The sequence below is a fragment of the Candidatus Hydrogenedentota bacterium genome, assembly GCA_035450225.1.
Lineage (GTDB): Bacteria > Hydrogenedentota > Hydrogenedentia > Hydrogenedentales > SLHB01 > DSVR01.
In genome coordinates this window covers 22,490-40,554 of sequence record DAOTMJ010000012.1, presented here as the reverse complement: position 1 = coordinate 40,554, position 18,065 = coordinate 22,490, and the positions used below count along the sequence as shown (strand labels likewise).

The following is an 18,065-nucleotide window of genomic DNA, read 5'->3' as shown; positions in this document are numbered from 1 at the left end:
GGCGGATCGCATGGAAGTCATCAAACAAAAGAAAAAACGCACCTATTTTCGTGCCTCGAGGTGGCGAAACGACCTGCTGGTTTTGACCGCGCAAATCGCGGAATTGATCCGCGCCAACGCGCCTTTGCCGGGTGGTTTGCTGGCGTTGGCTTCCGAGGCGCCGAGTCCCGCGCTGCGCGACGTGCTGCTGGCCGTCCGGCAGGATATCGTCTCGGGTTTGTCCTTGTCGGACGCGCTCGGACGCCGCACCGATTTCTTTCCAGAATACTATGTCGAACTGGTCCGCAACGGGGAAAAGAGCGGCCAACTGGAACAAGCCTTCGCCCGGATTGAAGAGGGTCTTGTGCAACTCTCGGCGTTCAGCGACAAGTTGCGCAATTACGCGCTCTATATCGGGATCGTTTTTTTTATCGAGCTGTTTCTCGCGATACAGTTGTGTCTGTTCATCGTCCCGCAATTCGTCACCATTTTCGGAGGATTCGGCCAATCCCTTCCCTTTGTCACGCAAACCTTGCTGGGCGTCTCCCGTTATCTGAACCGGTGGGAGGCCTATGTGTTTCTGGCGGTTGCGCTGGTAATAGCCGTTGCGCTTTGGCGGAACCTGCCGTTTCTTTCCAATCGCCGGACGGCCCTGCAGCGCTTTCTCGGCCGGCTGAGTCTGCACATTCCATTCGTGCGATACATGGTGTCCCGGCGCGATCTCTCGCACGTCGCCTCGGTGCTTCGGGACTTGTTGTCCATCGGAACGCCGCTTGACACCGCGCTCGAAAATGCGGCGCAATTGGATATCAATCCCGCGTATCGCGAGGCGTTGGCCCGCGTTAAAAAGCGCATCGAGCAGGGTATTTCCCTCAAAACCGCGTTGAACGCCGAATCGCGCGTCTTGCCGGATTCGTTTCTGGGCGTAATTGCATTGGGCGAGAATGCGGGATCCCTTCCGGATATCCTGGGCCGTGTTTCCACCCTGTACCGCGACGACGCGGTCAAGACCGCACACATTTTCCTCGATATCGCGGCGCCGGCTGCGGTGTGCGCGCTGGGCACATTGGTTTTTTGGCTGTATTCGGGCATTTTTTCCGCAGTCTTTTCATTGCCCACGCTGGTGCGGTAGTTCAAGCAGGAGCCATATATGGCAAATGAATCATCCTCTTCTATCCCGGCCCCTTTACGCGCCATCGAAGGCAGCCTGCGATCGCTGCTGGGAAGCAGCGACGAGGACGCCATCCGCGCGGTGGACGTCGTGTTGCGTCACGCGATCGACAATCGGGCCAGCGACATCCATCTCGAACCGTGGGATGACTGCCTATCCGTCCGGTACCGAATAGACGGCCTGCTTCACGAAGCCGCCCGCCTGCCCATTCAGCATTATCCGAAAATCTTGGGACGCGTGAAGGTCGTTGCGCGCATGCTGACTTATCAGAAGGATATGCCCCAGGATGGGCGCATAGACCCGGAAGCCACCGCCTGCGGAAAAGCCATGCGCGTGTCCACGTTTCCGACCGTCTACGGCGAGAAAATCGTGATCCGCGTCCTCGATGCCGACCCGTCGCTGTTCTCCCTCGACGCGCTGGGGTTCCGCGCGGAAGTGGCTGCGGCATTGCGCGTGATTGTCGGGCGTCCCCAGGGGACCCTGTTACTGACCGGTCCCGCTTCGAGCGGCAAAACGACGACCATCTATGCGCTGCTCAAGGAAATCATCAACGCGCGCACGACAGCCGCCCACGTCGTGACGATCGAGGATCCGGTCGAATACCGCCTGGGACGCGTGGCCCAAACCGAGGTAAACCCGCACGTGGGATTTACGTTCGATGCCGCGCTGCGTTCGTTGATGCGCCAAGACCCCGAAGTGATCATGATCGGCGAGATCCGCGATCTGGAAACAGCCCGGGTGGCCATTCAGGCCGGACTGACCGGCCACCTCGTCATCAGCACCATCCACAGCGGCACGGCGGCAGGCGTGTTCACGCGCCTGCTCGACATGGGCGTCGAGCCCTACCTCGTCGCCTCGTCCATCACGGGTGTGCTGGCGCAGCGTTTGCTGCGGCGCAATTGTCCTTCATGCGCCACCGCGTGCGCGCCTGATCCGGCGCTTGCCAGGCGGTTCGGACTGGCCGATGCCGGCGTATCGTTTGTGTGCGGCCGGGGATGCGAGGCCTGCCAGGGCATAGGGTATCGTGGACGCAGCGCCATCGGCGAACTGCTGGCCGTTGACGATGTCATCGCCAATCTCATTCTTTCGCGCCCGCGTACCTTCGTCGTGCATGAGGCCGCATTGAACCGGGGCATGGTCCCGCTTGCCACCGACGGCGCCCGATGCGTTCGAGAAGGGCTTACGACCCTCGAGGAACTCGCCCGCGTTCTGCCTGCGGAAACAGTTTCCATGACGCAGGCGGACTGATATCCCCGTTTGCGCGCCGTTTTCGCGTTGTCGAGACACAAGGAGGCAACAAAAATGGATATTGGAGTCAAATACTTGTTCATTCGGCGTTGGGAATCGTTCGTTCCGAACGCCCCGCTTCCGATCGCATTTTTCTACACGGACGATCCCGGCGGTGTTTCCGTCGTGCCCAAACAAGAGGGCCACGCCTGTTTTCTGGCCCAGTTGGGCGGCGTCCGAAAGGGGGAGCCGCTTGCCTTCGAACGCGAGTCGCTCGGTTGCTCCGGCGGGAAACGTTATCTCGGATTCAGCCAGGAACTCATGCCCGGTTTCGAATATTTCCTCTCCTGCGGCATACCAGGCAAACTCGAGGGGGAACGCTATAAACAGTCGCCCGAACTGGTCCGCGAATTCATTCGCAACTCGCCCGTGTTCACAGCGCCTGCGCGGTATGCCGTCTTCAAAAGATGGGATACGCTGGACGAAACCGACGAACCAGTGGCCGTTTTTTTCGATGTCGCGCCGGATGTGCTAGCCGCCCTGTTTACCTTGGCCAATTACGACGAACCGTCGCCGCACGGCGTCATCGCGCCCTTCTGCGCCGGATGCGGCGCAATTGTGGGATATCCGTACACGGAAGCCCAATCGGAACACCCACGCGCGGTGCTGGGCATGTTCGACATTTCCGCGCGCCCGTTTGTGCGCAAGGAAACTCTCTCCTTCGCAATTCCAATGAAAAAGTTCGTGCGGATGATGGTCAACATGGAAGAAAGTTTCTTGATCACCGATTCATGGCAGCGCGTTAAAAACCGCCTGTAAGTTTCGACGATTTCGGGCGCTTCAAACGCAAAGTGGAGAAGCGCTTTGCGCAGGCCGGAACGCGCATCGAATCCCCCAGTCTTGCGAACATGTCGTCGGTATCCCGGCAAGGCATCACATCGGATCGGCTTGGATTGTTGCGGCGGGATCTACGTCCGCATTGCCTCTTCCATGGCGATGGCGGCCCATTCCCAGAGGCGTCGGGGCTGGTTGCGGACGGTCGAGATGTCTTTCATGATGAGTTCGACGTGGCATTGTCCCTGCGTCTTGTCGAGGAACCGGCGAATGTTGGCGCGGGCTTGGGCCGGGTCCCAAGTTTCTTCGGCGAGGATGGCGGGATTGGGCTTGTGGCTGATGACGTAATCACGCCGGATGCCTTCGACGACTTTCTCGGCATCACACCATGGGCTGACGGAAATCTTGCGGAGGTTCGGGATGCGGCGGAGGATGTCAATCTTGTGGTCGAGCGGTTCGCAGCATCCGTAGTAGGCGAGTCCCCACCGTTCGAGCCAGCGCATGTCGTGTTCGAGTGCGAATTCCCAGTGCATTTCGGGCGAGACGGTCGAAAAAATCTGCGCGTTCGAGCATCCCCACATGTTGTGCGGTTTCACGTATGCCGGGTCGTAATCTTCACCCGGCAATGCACTCGTGTAACCATAGCCTCCGGAGCCGACGCGGGTATTGTTGTTGTCGAGCGAGAGCAGGTTTTGCGCGACGAACTGGTCGAGTTCCGTCATCCACGCATCCACCATGCGTTCGACGGCGGCATGGACCATTTCCGGCCGCGCGATAAGATCGATCATTGCCTCCTGCACGCCCCACCACCGAATCAGGTAGTCCCAAGGCGTGAACCAAATATGCGACTGGCCGACTTTTTTCACGGGCATGATGCCGCCGTACACGTCGTTCATCGCCTGATACCGGATCGCGGTCGCGTTGGCATCGTGTGTGACAACAGGCATCTTGATTTTTTCAAGGTCTTCCGGATTCTTGATCTGCGGGTGAAAGGTCCGGGACACGATGTCGCTCGACTCGTCCATTGCGATGGTGTCCACATCCTCGACGATGCCGAAATCGGTGCTGTGGATCGCGAGCGGGCACGGGAGAAAGTCGCTGACGACCATGTCGGCGGGGAAATGCCGCCACTGATAGATCAGACGCCGCAGATCGCGTTCCTGGTCGCGCGCCCAGGGGTGGACGCATCGCAGCGTCAACTCGTCGTTGACGTTCATCTCGTTCCAGCAGACCTCGTTGATCCACACCATCGGCCGCACGCTGTCGAGATCATTCAACCGCTGCCACAAGATGGACTTTTCCTTGTGCACGGGCAACGCGGCGATTTGCGCGACTTCATCCGCCAATCCGCGAAGGATATCTTTGTCTTTGGGATTCAGCCGGATTTCTTCGGCGGGCGCCGGCGGCGCGTAATGACTCGGATCGTGCAACATTTCGTTCTCCTTCCGTTGTCGTGTTCACAGTCGGTGTCGCCCGATTGCGATGACGATCACGACGTCGAGCACGACAAGTCCTGCATTCTACCACTGGGCCGGCATGAATTGGTCCACATCGGCCTTCGTGATGATGTGTTTCGGCAGATACGTCACCGGGTCGAGTTTTTCTCCGTTGAACCAGCGAGCGGCGGAATGGACGGCGAGCGCGCCGTCGCCTTCCGCGGACTGATAGGTGATGGCCAGCGCATCACCCGCTTTCACGGCATCCATGCCCGTTTTGCTGTTTCCCGCGGCGACGATCACGATATCCGTCCGTCCGGCTGTGCGTAGGGCTTCGAGCGCGCCCGTCAGGCTGAAATCGTCGGCGGCAAGGATCAACCCTTTCAGTTCGGCGCCGAACTTCGCGATCCATGCCGCGGTCAGTTGCATCGCGCCTTCCGCCTCGAGATTCGAGGTGTCCATGGCGAGCATCTTCATTTCCGGCGCGTAATCGAGGAGTTCGGTGATGGGCGCATAGGTCCGCGAGAAGAACGGCGAACTGCCCGGCATGTGGCGGATAATGGCATAGCCGCCTTGTTTGCCGAGCGCGTCGGCAAACACGCGCGCCAGCATGCGGAACTGCCCCCAATCATCCGGGCCGGTCCACGCAAGGCAATACTTCATGGCCTCGTCGCACGGGATGGTGTTCGAGGCGATGCACGGGATGCCGGCCTTGTTGATTTTACGCAACAGCGGCGTGCAGGCGGTCGCGTCAACGGGCGCAAGGATAACCATATCGGGCCGTTCGTTGACGGCCTGGTCTGCTTGTTGCGCTTGAAGGTCCATGTTCCAGTTGCCATTGAACACCTTGATCTTCATGCCGTATGCGTTCGCCATGACGGTGAACCCGTTCACGTACGCCGTCCAGTACGGGTGATCGCCCGCTTTCAACAGAATCACCTTCTTTCCGCGTGGGCCGTTCTTCGGCGAATCCGGCATCGGGACCTTCTCCGCCTTCCATCCCGCGAACTCGATGTCCCACCAATGGCCCTTGTCGGTTTCCGGCAGGGCAGAGGGATCGGCCGGGCGTTCGGGAATCGTCTTCTTCTCGGTTGCACGGAGGATGTAGGGCTGGCCGTCGGTTCCCTTGAGTGAAAAAACATCCACTTCCGGGGCCGACTCAGCCGGCACGCCTGCAACCAGCATGGCTTGGGATGACGCATACTTGAAATACATCGCCGTGATGGCCGTGGCGGCGATCGCGACAATCGCGACAATCGTGATACAAATCAGCGGGAACCGGTCTTTCGAATTCATGTCGGGCGCTCCTTCGTCGCTTGCGAATACCCTACCTTCGGCGGCTTCCCTCATCAAGTCGGGCCGCTGTCCCTTCATTCGTTCGTGCCGGTGAATCGCGTACGCCTCGTACAGCACGACCACGGCCAAAATCAAGCCGTTCACGAAGATCTGGACCTCGAATCCCAGTCCGAAACAGCCGATCCCGTTGAACAGCGTTGTCAACATCAACACGGCGAAATAACTCTTGAGCACACTGCCTTTTCCGCCGGTCATGAGCGTTCCGCCGATGATGACCGCCGCCAGGACCGTCATGAGAGTTCGCGTTCCGAGCACGGCCGCCGAGGTCATCGAACTGAGGCTCGCCGCGAACATCGCGCCCGCCAGCGCCGCCGTGACGCCGGAGAGGACGAATCCCGCCATCAAGTACCGGTCGCGGTTCAATCCGGCCAGCCACGCGGCTTCGGGATTGGCGCCGACCAGAAAGAAACCGCGCCCGACTCGCGTTCGATTCAGAAACACGGTGAAGCCGGCGACCCATGTCAGCGTGATAATCACCATCGGCGGCAGGAACGGAACAACCGGCGTTTCGAGCCAGTCGGCAAGCCGGAAATCCGCGATGGCCGCCGATCCACCGCCGCTGTAGAGGTGCATCAGCCCCGTGACCATCGTCATCGTGCCGAGTGTCACGATGAACGAATTGATGCGCGCCTTCACGACCAGGAGGCCGTTTGCGACGCCAACGGTTCCACCCGTTGTCAGTGCCGCCGCAATCGCGCCGGCCCAGCCCAGCGACGGTTCCAGACGTATTGCGATCATCCCGCACAGCATGACCACTGCGCCGATAGACAGGTCCAACTGGCCGAGAATGAGCACAATCGTGAACCCGATGGCAGCCACCGCATTCAGGCTCGCCCCGCGCAGGATGGCCGTCATGTTGTGAATGGACAGAAAATTCGGCGCGAACGCGGACAAGGCCGCGAAGAGCATGGCCAGCATGATAAGCGCGCGGTGTTCGTTCAGCAGGCGGGCAAGCCTAGGCATAATCTTTCCCCTGTGCACGAAGCCGATACTGTTGCAGACCCACGACGGCAATGAACACGATCCCCATGACGATGTTCTGCCGGAACGCCGTGATGCCAAGGAAGGTCATGATATTCGCCAGCAGGCCGATGACCAACACGCCGCCGAACACGCCCGGGATATGCCCGCGTCCGCCGCTCAGCATTACGCCGCCTATCACGACCGCCGTGACGGCCTTGAAATCGTAGCCCTGTCCCAGATAGAAGACGCCGAGTTTGTTCATGGATGTGATCAGGATTCCGGCGATCGCCGCCGCAAACGCCGCGACAACGAAATTCAGGAACACGACGCGCGAAACACGGATGCCGGATGCGCGCGCGGCGGCACGGGACGAACCCACCAGGCGGCTTTCATGGCCAAACCGCGTCCGCGTCATCACGAGGTGTCCCGCGGCAAACAGCGCCAGCATGATGACGACAACCAGCGGCACGGGCCCGGCGTGCATGCGAAAAATTTCGATGAAGGCCGCGCCCGGCGTGCCCGGCGCAGTGTCCGGATAGACTTGGTTGTTGCTCCACGTGAAACGCATGAAACCTTCCATGAAGAAGGCCACGGCCAGCGTCCACAGGATTGGATTTGCATTCAGTTTTCCAACGACAAGACCGTTCATGGCGCCAATCGCCACACCCGCGAGGATGCCCATGACCAGCGCGGGCGCCAATCCCAGCGGCAGCGCGGCCACCGCGATAATTCCCGAAAATGCCATGATGGCCGGCACGGAGAGGTCCGCCATGTTGCCGGAAAAGGTCACGAAGGCCATTCCCGATGAAACAATGCCCAGCAATGCGACGGCGCTCAGGATATTCACGAAATTCTCCGCCGTCGGAAAGTCTGGAGAGACGAACGCTCCGGCAATCAGTAACAAAAGAGCAACGACATAGATCCCGGCCATCTCGATGATGTGACTGATCGGTCGGGTCCGTCTGATCATGGGGATCTTCCGGCCGGAGCTTCGTGCCCGTTCATCGCAAGCAAGAGGGCTTCTTCGGAAAGGTCTTCTTTGTGCATTTCCCCAATCAGGCGACCACGCCGCATGACGAGGACACGGTCGGACAAACCGGCTAACTCCGGCAGATCCGAACTGATGAGCACCATGGCCGCACCCCGGTTCGCGATTGCCAAAAGCGATTCGTGAATCTTCCTCTTGGCCTTTACGTCCACGCCGCGCGTTGGTTCGTCGAGGATCAACACGCGCGGATTTGTCGCGAGCCACTTGCCCAAGAGCACCTTTTGCTGGTTGCCGCCCGATAACGTTCCCGCATCCGTTTCCGCCGACGCTGCCACCACTTCGAGTTCTTCAAGGTATTTTCGCGTTACAAATATATCGCGGCCAGACCGGTAAATCCCTGCCTTCGAGTGGAACGGAAGGAGGGCCGCCAGCAAGTTCTTCTCCACAGACAAACGAAGAAACAATCCGTCCACTTTGCGATCTTCCGTGAGGTAGACCAGCCCTTTCGCGACGGCTTGCGGGTAATCTCCGGCAAACTCTTCCCCGCACACGTTCACGACGCCATGGTCCAGCGGATCCAGTCCGCACAACGATCGCGCCAGTTCCGTCCGTCCCGCGCCGGACAATCCGGCGAGTCCGAGAATTTCACCTTTCCGGACCTCGAAAGAAACATCATGAAAGAAACCATGCCGGGTGAGATGTTCGACACGAAGAGCGCTTCCGCCCCATGCGGTTTCGCGCCTCGAATAGAACCGCTCGATGGTTTGGCCGACCATCATCTGGACAAGCGCCTGCGGTGTCGTGTCCGCGATGTCGCGGGTGGCGATCTTTCTCCCATCGCGCAGTACCGTGACCCGATCGGCGATCTCGAAGACTTCCGGCAAATGATGGGAGATATACACGATCGCGAGGCCGCCGCGCCGCAGATCGCGCAGGATCGCGAAGAGCCGATGAACTTCTTCGCGCGACAAGGCCGACGTCGGTTCGTCGAGAATCAGTATGCAGGGAGCGTTTCCGAGCACCTTCGCAATTTCGACCTGTTGCGCCTCGTGCTGGCTGATCTCCTCGACGGTTTTGAGTGGATTGATGTCGAGTCCGACGAGTTCAAGACAGCGCCGCGCCTCATCGAGCATTCTCCGCCGGTCGAGCATGCCCCACCGCGTGACAGGCATTCGTCCGGCCAGGAGATTCTCGGCGATACTGATGGGACGCGCAAGGCTCAGTTCCTGAAAGACCATTCCGATGCCGTGTCGCTTTGCCGCCATCGGCGATTCGAGGCGCACTTCTTGCCCGCCCACGCGAATCGCGCCGGTGTAATCGTTGAAGGCGCCGGCCAGGATCTTCATCAGCGTTGACTTGCCCGCGCCGTTCTCGCCCATCAACGCATGGATTTCTCCCGCGCGCACTTCCATGGAGACGTTGTCCACGGCGAGCGTGCCGGGAAAACGTTTCGACACACCTTCCATTACAAGCGCAGCGAATGCCGATTCGTGAGGCCGCATCATGAAACCCTATAGCGCGCTTTTTATGGATTTGACCACTTGTTCCGCCAAAGCTCTCGAACCACCCTCGGTAAAATGTACGTTGGCCGGTCTCTGAATTGAAGACAGTATGGGCAGCGCAAACGCATATAAATCGTCAATGGATATCCCGTTTTCATCCATGATTTGTTTCGCGACGGCATTGTACGCGATTACGTCGTCGTTCTTGCGCGGCGGCTTGACCTCTTCGGTCGGGACCGGTGTCGTGCTGGCCCAAATCAATTTTGCTCCGGTTTGTTTGAGTATTTTCACAAGTTGTCGGAGATTCGCCGCATATTGCCCAATGGCGACTTGCCGGGCGCCGTCTTCCATGAATTTCAGGTCGTGCAGACCCCAATTGAAATGGATAACATCCCATTTGCCCGTCCCTAGCCATTCTTTCAGGTGTCGCAATCCGTTGGGGGTCGGGCCCCCATTGACCGGAATGCGATGGACATTGGCCTTCCCCTTCAGTAATTCGCGCACCGGCAATGTGTAGCCGATGGAAATCGAATCGCCGATGAGTAGTACGCGCGGCAGGCCTTGGACGTCCTGTACCGGCGCGAACTCCGGATCCGTTTTTGCCGTGCGTCCGGCCCCGTGTTCCGCCGCGCCCGCGCATACACAGGCCATGCACAGAGCCAGTTTCACGAACGCCCCGATTGTCCTTTGCCACATCATGGCTTTCACCTCCGTGCCACCGGTTGGATTGCAATCCGTCCGGCCTCTTATAATGCGCTGTTTTATGTCGGGAAACAACGGCAGGGAGGTCAACATGCCCAACGGTTACCATGGCGTCATATTACGGATAAATCTCGGCACGCGATCCATCGAAAAGGAAGCGTTTCCCGAAGAGTTCTACCGCACCTACATGGGCGGAGGCGCGTTCGGGGCGTATTTTCTGTTGAAAGAAACGACGCCTGAAACCGATCCGCTCGGACCAGAGAATGTGTTGACGCTTGCGCCCAGCGTGACGACGGGCTGTGCCATTTCGGGCGCGAGCCGTTTCAGCGCGGTGGCCTTGTCTCCATTGACGAATGCCGTGGGGGAAGGGCAGGCCGGCGGCGATTTCGGGCCTTTTCTCAAATTGGCGGGATATGACGCCATTGTCGTGACCGGCAAGGCGGATGCGCCCTGCTATGTGCTCGTGGACGGCGAGAAGGTCGAAATCCGCGATGCGGCCCATCTGACGGGACGTCCTGTCAGTGAAGTCCACGATATCCTGGAATCGGAACTCAAACAGGCCGACACGCGCGTTTGCGTTCTCCAATGCGGTCCGGCCGGCGAACGCCTTGTCCGCTATGCGTGCATCATGGCCGGCCGAAACGACGTGGTCGGGCGCACGGGCATGGGCGCCGTCATGGGATCCAAGAACCTCCGCGCCGTTGTCGTTCGAGCGCCACGCAAGGCCAAACTCGCCACAGCCAATCCGGATGCCATTCGTAATCTTGCGGCCCTTGGCGCCGAACGGGTCAAAACGTCGGACTTTCCATCAACGCTCCGCGCTCATGGCACACCCGGCGTTGTCCAATTCCAGTCCGAGGCCGGCAATATGGCCACGCACAATTACACGCAAGGCTGGCATCCCGAATACAAGGAATTGTCCGGGCAGGTGTTCGGGGAGAAAATCGGCGCGGGACAGTCCACGTGCATGGGTTGCGCCGTCGCATGCCGCAAGCGCGTCAAATGTACCGGGAAGTACGAAGTCAGCGATAAACTCGGTGGACCGGAATTCGAGACGTTGAGCACACTCGGATCGAACCTCGACATTACTGTTCCGGAAGCCGTTGCGAAGGCCAACGAAATGTGCAACGAATACGGCCTCGACACGATTACGACGGGCGCCATCGCCGCCTATGCGATCGAATCCGCAGAAAACGGGATCATCTCGACCGATTCGATCGGGGGTAGGAAATTGTGCTTCGGCGACCCGGAGAGTCTTTTCTGGCTCATCGATCGCATTGGACGCCGCGATGGGGTCGGCGATGTGCTCGCGGAAGGCTTCAACGCGGCTGTGAAACACTTCGGCGAGAAGACGACGCCCTTTGCCGTCCACTGCAAAGGCCAGGGGCTTCCCGCGCACATGGCGCAGGTCAAACCGAGCCAGGCGATTATGTATGCGACGGTTCCCATCGGCGGCGACCACATGTCATGCGAACACGACTGGCTCCTGGCGGGCGGCGGCGAACTGGCCGCCGGCCTTGCCATCATCGGCAAGGGTACGCGATCTTCGACCGATCTGCCCAAGATCCGAATGACCGTGTTCAGCCAGCATTACTACAGCCTGCTCGACACGCTGACGCTGTGCATGTTCGTATGGGGACCGGGCAACCTGTTCGGCTACCGCGAACTCGAAGACTTCGTCCGTCACGTGACCGGCTGGGATTGCACCTTCTGGGAACTTATGAAAGTCGGCGAGCGCAAGACGAACATGATGCGCATGGTGAATGCGCGGCGCGGTTTCTCGCGTCACGACGACATACTCCCTGATCGTTTGTATGAACCCATTCCGGACGGACCCAGCAAAGGCGCACACGTCAAACGCGATATTTTTCCGAGCATGCTTGACCATTATTACGGAATCATGGGATGGGATTTGGCCACCGGCAATCCCTTGCCGGCCAAACTCATGGAACTCGGACTCGAATGGATTCTGGATTGAATGCGAGAAAGACTTTTGAACCACAAGCGAATCCCGGTCTGAGGATGTGTCCTGCGCATCTCTTTTCGCGGGGTTGAATTCACTCTTTTTTTTCCGCTAGTATGCGGTGCGGCGGTTGGCTGGCCGCCCAATGGAAGAACCGGAGAATAGAACAAATGGCGTAGTATGATCACACGCCTGATACGGGCGTATGCCGGTATCGGCAAAATCAGGGAGGCGGCACGCATGAGTTTGAATCTGGCGTATTTCCTGGACGCGACCGCGGAGAAGTATCCCGAAAAGACGGCGCTCATTCTAGACCAATGGAAAATGAGTTATGCCGAATTGGCGGCCGCAGTCAAAAAAATGGCCAACGTTCTTCGGGATCGCGGGGTGAAAAAGGGCGACAAGGTCGCGATTATGCTGCCGAATACGCCACATTTTCCCATTGCCTATTATGGCATTTTGAACGCGGGGGGGACCGTCGTCCCTATCAACTGCATGTTGAAGGCGCTGGAAATCCAGTATCAACTCGAAGATTCGGATGCCTTTGTCTTTATCGCCTGGCACGGTTTCGAGGAAGAAGCCCGAAGGGCGTTTTTACAGACCGAAACCTGCCGCCATCTCATTCTGGTGGGTGGATCGCCATCCTCGCCACCTCCGGTGGGCGAAGCCCTTGAACCCGCGCTGGGCGTGGCGTCGCCCACTTTCGACATGGTGCAGACCATGCCGGAAGATACTGCGGTTATTTTGTATACCTCCGGCACGACCGGCACCCCGAAGGGCGCCGAACTAACCCATTTCAACATCTTTTTCAATGCCTTTTATGCAAGGGACTATATCGTCAAGGTCCAGCCGGACGATGTCGGGCTGGTGGTCTTGCCTCTATTCCATTCCTTCGGTCAGACCTGCGTGATGAACGTCGGCTTGATGGCCGGGGCCACGTTAACCATGCTGCCCGTCTTCGAAACGAAGAAGACCCTTGAAATCATCCAACGCGATCGCGTCACGTTCCTTGCGGCCGTTCCGACGATGTTTTTCTGGATGCTAAGTTCAGAGGAAAGCGGCCAATACGATATTTCATCGCTCAAAATGGCCGTGTCGGGCGGCGCCGCGTTGCCGGTTGACGTGCTAAACCGTTTTTACGATCGCTTTGGCGTGCGTATTCTCGAAGGCTACGGCCTGACCGAGACCAGCCCGGTTGCGTCGTTCAACATGCCCGATCGGCCCAGCAAGCCCGGCTCCATCGGCACCCCCATTTGGGGATGCGAAATGAAGATCATGCGCGAAGACGGAACCTTTGCCGGGGTGGATGAAGTCGGTGAAATCGTCCTGCGCGGCCATAATCTCATGAAAGGCTACTACAAGCGGCCCGGCGCGACCGAATCGGTCATTATAGACGGCTGGTTCCACACCGGCGATCTCGCCAAGATGGACGAGGATGGCTATTTCTTCATCGTGGACCGTAAAAAAGATCTCATCATTCGCGGCGGCATGAATATCTATCCGCGCGAAATCGAAGAAGCGCTTTATGGGCATCCCGACATCGTGGAAGTGTGCGTGATCGGCGTGCCTGACGAGGCGCGCGGCGAAGAAGTCAAGGCGTATGTCGCGTTGGCCAAATCCGCCACGACAACTCCGGAAGAACTTCGCCATTACTGCGAAGAACGCATGGCCAAATACAAGGTGCCACGCTATATTGAAATTTTGCCGTCGCTTCCCAAGGGCCCAACCGGCAAATTGCTCAAGCGAAAATTACGCGAAATGAGCCTTGAAAGTGGCGGCGGCGAAAACAAAACATGAATTTATTTGACAAATTCGTGAGAATATCGTTGAACCGAAGCGCAGGCGTGGATGCTGTAAAAATAGCAGTGTTTACCTTTTGCGGAAATTCGGTGTCGCATTATGTTTGGAATGCGCAATTTTGTTTTTGACTTTCGTGTGGGCAATGGGTACACTGGTGTGAATCCCTCTGTGGTGGGTCGTGCGGAGTAGTTAAAAAAGAGGATAAAGCCATGCAAGTAGAGGACAAAGAAAAACAGAAGTCAATGGATCTGGCCGAGGATGCGCGTGAAACGGAGTGGAAGTACCCGAGTTTCATCGCGGAGTTGTTCAAGGGCAACTTTCGGTGGGACTTGGTGCATCCGTATCCGGAACAGCCCGCGGAAGACAAGAAAATCGGCGACGAGTTGATCCTCAAAGCCAAGGAAACCATGGAGAAGTACATCGATCCGGACAAGATTGACCGTGAATTTGTGTACCCTCCGGAAGCCATCAAGGGGTTGGGCGAAGCCGGATTCTTTGGAATGAAAATTTCAAAGGATTATGGCGGTCTGGGCTTGTCGCAGACGAATTACAGCCGCGTGGTGGGCTATATCGGCACGTACTGCCAGAGCACGGCAACGTGGTTGTCCGCTCATCAAAGCATCGGCGTTCCTCAGCCGCTCAAGGTGGTTGGCACGGACGAACAAAAGAAAAAATACCTGCCCCGTCTGGCGGCCGGCGCGGTGTCGGCCTTCGCATTGACCGAACCGGGCGTCGGCTCGGATCCGGCCGCGATGAAGACCACCGCCACCCCGACAGAGGACGGCAAATACTATCTAATCAACGGTGAGAAACTCTGGATCACGAACGGTCCGGATGCCGAGATTCTTATCGTGATGGCGCAGACGCCGCCCAAGGAAGTCAAAGGCAAGATGCGTCCGCAAATTACGGCGTTTGTCGTGGATCGCAAGGATCCCGAAACCGCGAAAGGCTTTGAGGTTGCCTACCGTTGCCGTTTCATGGGCCTGCACGGCATCTCGAATGGTCTTCTTCGGTTCAACAACATGAAAGTGCCTGCCGAGAATATCGTCGGCAAGCCCGGCGAAGGCCTTAAGATCGCGCTCATGACGTTGAACACGGGACGTTTGACAGTGCCGGCCATTGCCGGTTCAGCCTCCAAGCAGGCCATGTATTACCTCCACGACTGGGTGAACAAGCGCATCCAGTGGGGCGCGCCCATCGGCAAGCATCAGGCGGTCGCCAACATGACGGCCCGCATTGCCGCCGAAACTTTTGCGATGGAAGCGATGAATTGGCTGGCATGCGCGCTGGCCGACAAGGGCGGCGTGGATATTCGCCTCGAGGCCGCCATGGCCAAGTATTTCTGCACCGAGGCCGCGTGGCGCGTCGGCGACGACTTCATGCAGGTCCGCGGCGGTCGTGGTTACGAAAATGTTTCGTCGTTGAAGGAACGCGGCGATGTACCGATGGTCTGCGAACGGACAATGCGCGACGCCCGCGTGGCCCGCATCCTCGAAGGCACGACGCAGATCATGGAACTGATTATCGCGCGCGAAGCCCTCGACACCCATTTCAGCCTGATCATGCCGATCATGGATCCGCGCGCCAACGTCAAGAAAAAGAGCAAGATGGCGCTCATCATGGACGCTTTCAAGTTCTATGCGGCGTGGTATCCCAAGCAATGGCTCCCCGTCGCGGCGCCCTCCAATACCAAGCATCTCAATTCGCGGAATGTCGCGCACCTTGCGTATTGCGCGAAGACCTGCCGTAAGATGGCCCGACGCTTGTTCCACACCATGGCCCGCTACCAGCAGAAACTTGAACGCAAGACGCTCATTCTCGCCCGGTATGTCGAAATCGGCACCGACATCTATGCGATGGCCGCCGCGCTGGCGCGCGCCGACGCCATTTTGGCCAAGGATCCGAACAACAAGACGGTTCAGGATGTCGTGGATCTGTTCTGCAATATCGCGCGCAAGCGCATCGAGAACAATTTCCGGCTGCTCTGCTGCAACCATGACGACTTGATTGATAAAGTCGGCAAGATGTTCATGGAAGGCGAACTGAACTGGATGACCACCGATATCTACAAGGATCTGCCCCAATAAGCAGGCAGACACCATTTAGCGTTGTTCATAAGGGCAGGAATCGGTTTGCGGTTCCTGCCCCTTTTTCGGCTTTTCGCAATCTTTTCAACATCCGGGAAAATGCAGGGCGAAATCACAGGCCCAAAAGATTTTCCTCGGCGCGGTGGCATGCGACGATATGGCCGGGGGCGCATTCCCGAAGGCAAGGCGTTTCCCCGCGGCAACGGCCGTTCGCATGAACGCAGCGCGGATGAAACGGACATCCGTCAGGAAGCCGGCTCGGATCCGCGACTTCGCCCGGCAGAACAGGGCGGGCCTTGCCGCGGGCCGGTTCCGGTTTCGGCAAGGCATGCAGCAGCGCGCCGGTATAGGGATGCCTTGGATCCTGGAAAATGTCGTTCGTGGGCGCCATTTCGACGATGCGTCCGGCATACATTACGGCTACGCGCGCGCTGATGTTTTCGACGACGGACAAGTCGTGCGCGATGAACAAATAGGCGAGTCCAAACTGTTCCTGCAATTCCTTGAGCAGGTTGAGAATTTGCGCCTGGACGGAAACATCGAGCGCCGATACGGGTTCGTCGCAGATGACTAGGCATGGGTTCAACGCGAGCGCGCGCGCAATGCCGACGCGCTGGCGCTGACCGCCGCTGAAGGCATGCGGATACCGCCGCAAATACGCGGGATTCAATCCGACCGATCGCATCAGCGATTCGACGCGCGCCTCGATTTCGCCACGGGAACCGCAGCCGTGCGCCCGCAGCGGTTCGGCCACGATGTCGAAGACGGTCATACGCGGATTGAGCGACGAAAACGGGTCCTGAAACACGAGTTGGATATGACGGCGAAACCGGCGCAGTCTTTCGCCTTGAAGCGAAGCGATGTCGATCGCTTCGCCTTCGTGATGAAAGGTCATCGTGCCCGCAGTGCGTTCAATCAGGCGCAGGATCAGGCGACCGGTCGTCGTCTTGCCGCATCCGCTTTCGCCGACCAGCCCAAGCGTCTCGCCCCTGCCAATCGAAAAACTGACATCGTCCACCGCCTTGATTACGCCGGCATCCCGGCGAAAGGGTCCGGACGTAATCGTAAAATGCTTGCTGAGATTGCGCACGTCGAGCAGCGTGGTCATCGCTTCGGTATCCGTGCATCCATGGCGAAGCCCAATCCGGGCATCGCCATGATGCCTTGTCCGCTTTGAGCCGACTGTAATGATAACACAGACAAACCCGTGTTGGCGTGGATGATTCGCATTTCCGGAATGTTTCCGATAGACTGCAAACAGGAAAAAGGATTGCTACGCCGGATGCCGCACATTCATCGTTTCCACGTCCCCGCGCACCAGTTGACGCCCCCGCTTGTGGCGCTTCCGGATGAGGAAGCGCATCATGCCGCTCGCGTCGTGCGCGTAAAAACGGGGGATCCCGTGTTGCTTTTCGACGGCGAGGGACGCGAATGCGATGGAACCATCGCCCAAGTTTCCCGGCGGGATGTGGTCGTGGCCATCGAAGCCGAACGACGTTACCCGCCGCCGGATGTGCGCGTGACGCTTTTTCAGGCGTGGCTGCTGCGCGAAAAGGCCGTCGAATTTCTGATTCGGCACGGAACCGAGACCGGCATCTCGCGTTTCGTCTTTTTCCGCGGCGGACATTCAGAGCAATTGCCCCGGCCGCAAGAAAAATGGCGGCGGATCGCCATCGAAGCCTGCAAACAATGCGGCCGGGTATGGCTTCCGTCCTTTGTCGTCCATGCCGGTTTGGACGCCGCGCTCGATGCCGAACCCATGCCGATCCTTCTCGCCACCCGGGATGGCAACCCGGTTTCGTTGCGGCAGGCCATGTTGCATCGCGAAACAGGCGTCATCGTCGGACCCGAGGGAGGGCTTACCGAAGAAGAACATTCGCTGGCCATGGCCCGCGGCGCAACGCCCATCACGCTGGGAAACGTTACCTATCGGGCGGAAATGGCGGGAATTGTCGCCGCCCTGCTCATTACCCATGAACTGAGTCTGTGATTCCAGTGCTCCATCGGGCTGTCTTTATGCCGTCTTTATGCGATATGGACACGTCCGAGGTCGTTGC

13 protein-coding genes are annotated in these 18,065 nt (G+C 58.6%); 7 read left to right on the top strand and 6 right to left on the bottom strand.

Annotated elements, in window-relative coordinates; translation table 11 throughout:
* Nucleotides 1-10: 10 nt before the first annotated feature.
* Genes P5540_08920 through P5540_08910 form a run of 3 tightly spaced genes read left to right on the top strand, consistent with a single transcriptional unit; the run spans nt 11 to nt 3,196 of the window.
* On the top strand, nt 11-1,111 hold the full coding sequence (locus P5540_08920) for a type II secretion system F family protein (GenBank protein ID HRT64939.1): 1,101 nt from the start codon (nt 11-13) through the stop codon (nt 1,109-1,111).
* An 18-nt stretch (nt 1,112-1,129) separates the two neighbouring features.
* The gene (locus P5540_08915; protein HRT64938.1) at nt 1,130-2,398 is read left to right on the top strand and encodes a GspE/PulE family protein; all 1,269 of its coding nucleotides are present in this window, start codon (nt 1,130-1,132) and stop codon (nt 2,396-2,398) included.
* A gap of 54 nt (nt 2,399-2,452) precedes the next feature.
* Nucleotides 2,453-3,196, top strand: coding sequence for a DUF169 domain-containing protein (locus P5540_08910; GenBank protein HRT64937.1), 744 nt, complete (start codon nt 2,453-2,455; stop codon nt 3,194-3,196).
* A 149-nt stretch (nt 3,197-3,345) separates the two neighbouring features.
* On the opposite strand, the gene P5540_08905 is transcribed toward P5540_08910, so the two are convergent.
* The 5 genes from P5540_08905 to P5540_08885 form a co-directional block, all read right to left on the bottom strand.
* Nucleotides 3,346-4,644 (bottom strand): hypothetical protein, encoded by a 1,299-nt coding sequence (locus P5540_08905; protein HRT64936.1) that lies wholly within the window; start codon nt 4,642-4,644, stop codon nt 3,346-3,348.
* A gap of 87 nt (nt 4,645-4,731) precedes the next feature.
* On the bottom strand, nt 4,732-6,966 hold the full coding sequence (locus P5540_08900) for a substrate-binding domain-containing protein (protein ID HRT64935.1): 2,235 nt from the start codon (nt 6,964-6,966) through the stop codon (nt 4,732-4,734).
* On the bottom strand, nt 6,959-7,936 hold the full coding sequence (locus P5540_08895) for an ABC transporter permease (protein HRT64934.1): 978 nt from the start codon (nt 7,934-7,936) through the stop codon (nt 6,959-6,961). The genes P5540_08900 and P5540_08895 overlap by 8 nt, the downstream gene beginning before the upstream one ends.
* Nucleotides 7,933-9,420 carry a sugar ABC transporter ATP-binding protein gene (locus tag P5540_08890; protein ID HRT64933.1) on the bottom strand — a complete coding sequence of 496 codons (1,488 nt, stop codon included), beginning with the start codon at nt 9,418-9,420 and terminating at the stop codon, nt 7,933-7,935. Before P5540_08890 ends, P5540_08895 begins: the two co-directional genes overlap by 4 nt.
* A 45-nt stretch (nt 9,421-9,465) precedes the next feature.
* Nucleotides 9,466-10,155: an SGNH/GDSL hydrolase family protein gene (locus P5540_08885; protein ID HRT64932.1), complete on the bottom strand. Its 690-nt coding sequence runs from the start codon at nt 10,153-10,155 to the stop codon at nt 9,466-9,468.
* Between the two features lie 94 nt (nt 10,156-10,249).
* Between P5540_08885 and P5540_08880 the strand changes: the two genes are divergently transcribed.
* The 3 genes from P5540_08880 to P5540_08870 all read left to right on the top strand — a co-directional run bounded on the left by P5540_08880 (nt 10,250) and on the right by P5540_08870 (nt 16,008).
* A complete protein-coding gene (locus P5540_08880) occupies nt 10,250-12,136 on the top strand; it encodes an aldehyde ferredoxin oxidoreductase family protein (protein ID HRT64931.1) in 1,887 nt (628 codons plus the stop codon).
* Nucleotides 12,137-12,361: 225 nt separating this feature from the next.
* The gene (locus P5540_08875; GenBank protein ID HRT64930.1) at nt 12,362-13,918 is read left to right on the top strand and encodes a long-chain fatty acid--CoA ligase; all 1,557 of its coding nucleotides are present in this window, start codon (nt 12,362-12,364) and stop codon (nt 13,916-13,918) included.
* Between the two features lie 212 nt (nt 13,919-14,130).
* On the top strand, nt 14,131-16,008 hold the full coding sequence (locus P5540_08870; protein ID HRT64929.1) for an acyl-CoA dehydrogenase family protein: 1,878 nt from the start codon (nt 14,131-14,133) through the stop codon (nt 16,006-16,008).
* Nucleotides 16,009-16,120: 112 nt separating this feature from the next.
* Here the strand turns inward: P5540_08870 and P5540_08865 are convergent, their stop codons facing one another.
* On the bottom strand, nt 16,121-17,116 hold the full coding sequence (locus tag P5540_08865) for an ATP-binding cassette domain-containing protein (protein ID HRT64928.1): 996 nt from the start codon (nt 17,114-17,116) through the stop codon (nt 16,121-16,123).
* A gap of 174 nt (nt 17,117-17,290) precedes the next feature.
* On the opposite strand from P5540_08865, the gene P5540_08860 reads away from it, so the two are divergent.
* A complete protein-coding gene (locus tag P5540_08860; GenBank protein HRT64927.1) occupies nt 17,291-17,998 on the top strand; it encodes an RsmE family RNA methyltransferase in 708 nt (235 codons plus the stop codon).
* Nucleotides 17,999-18,065: the final 67 nt, after the last annotated feature.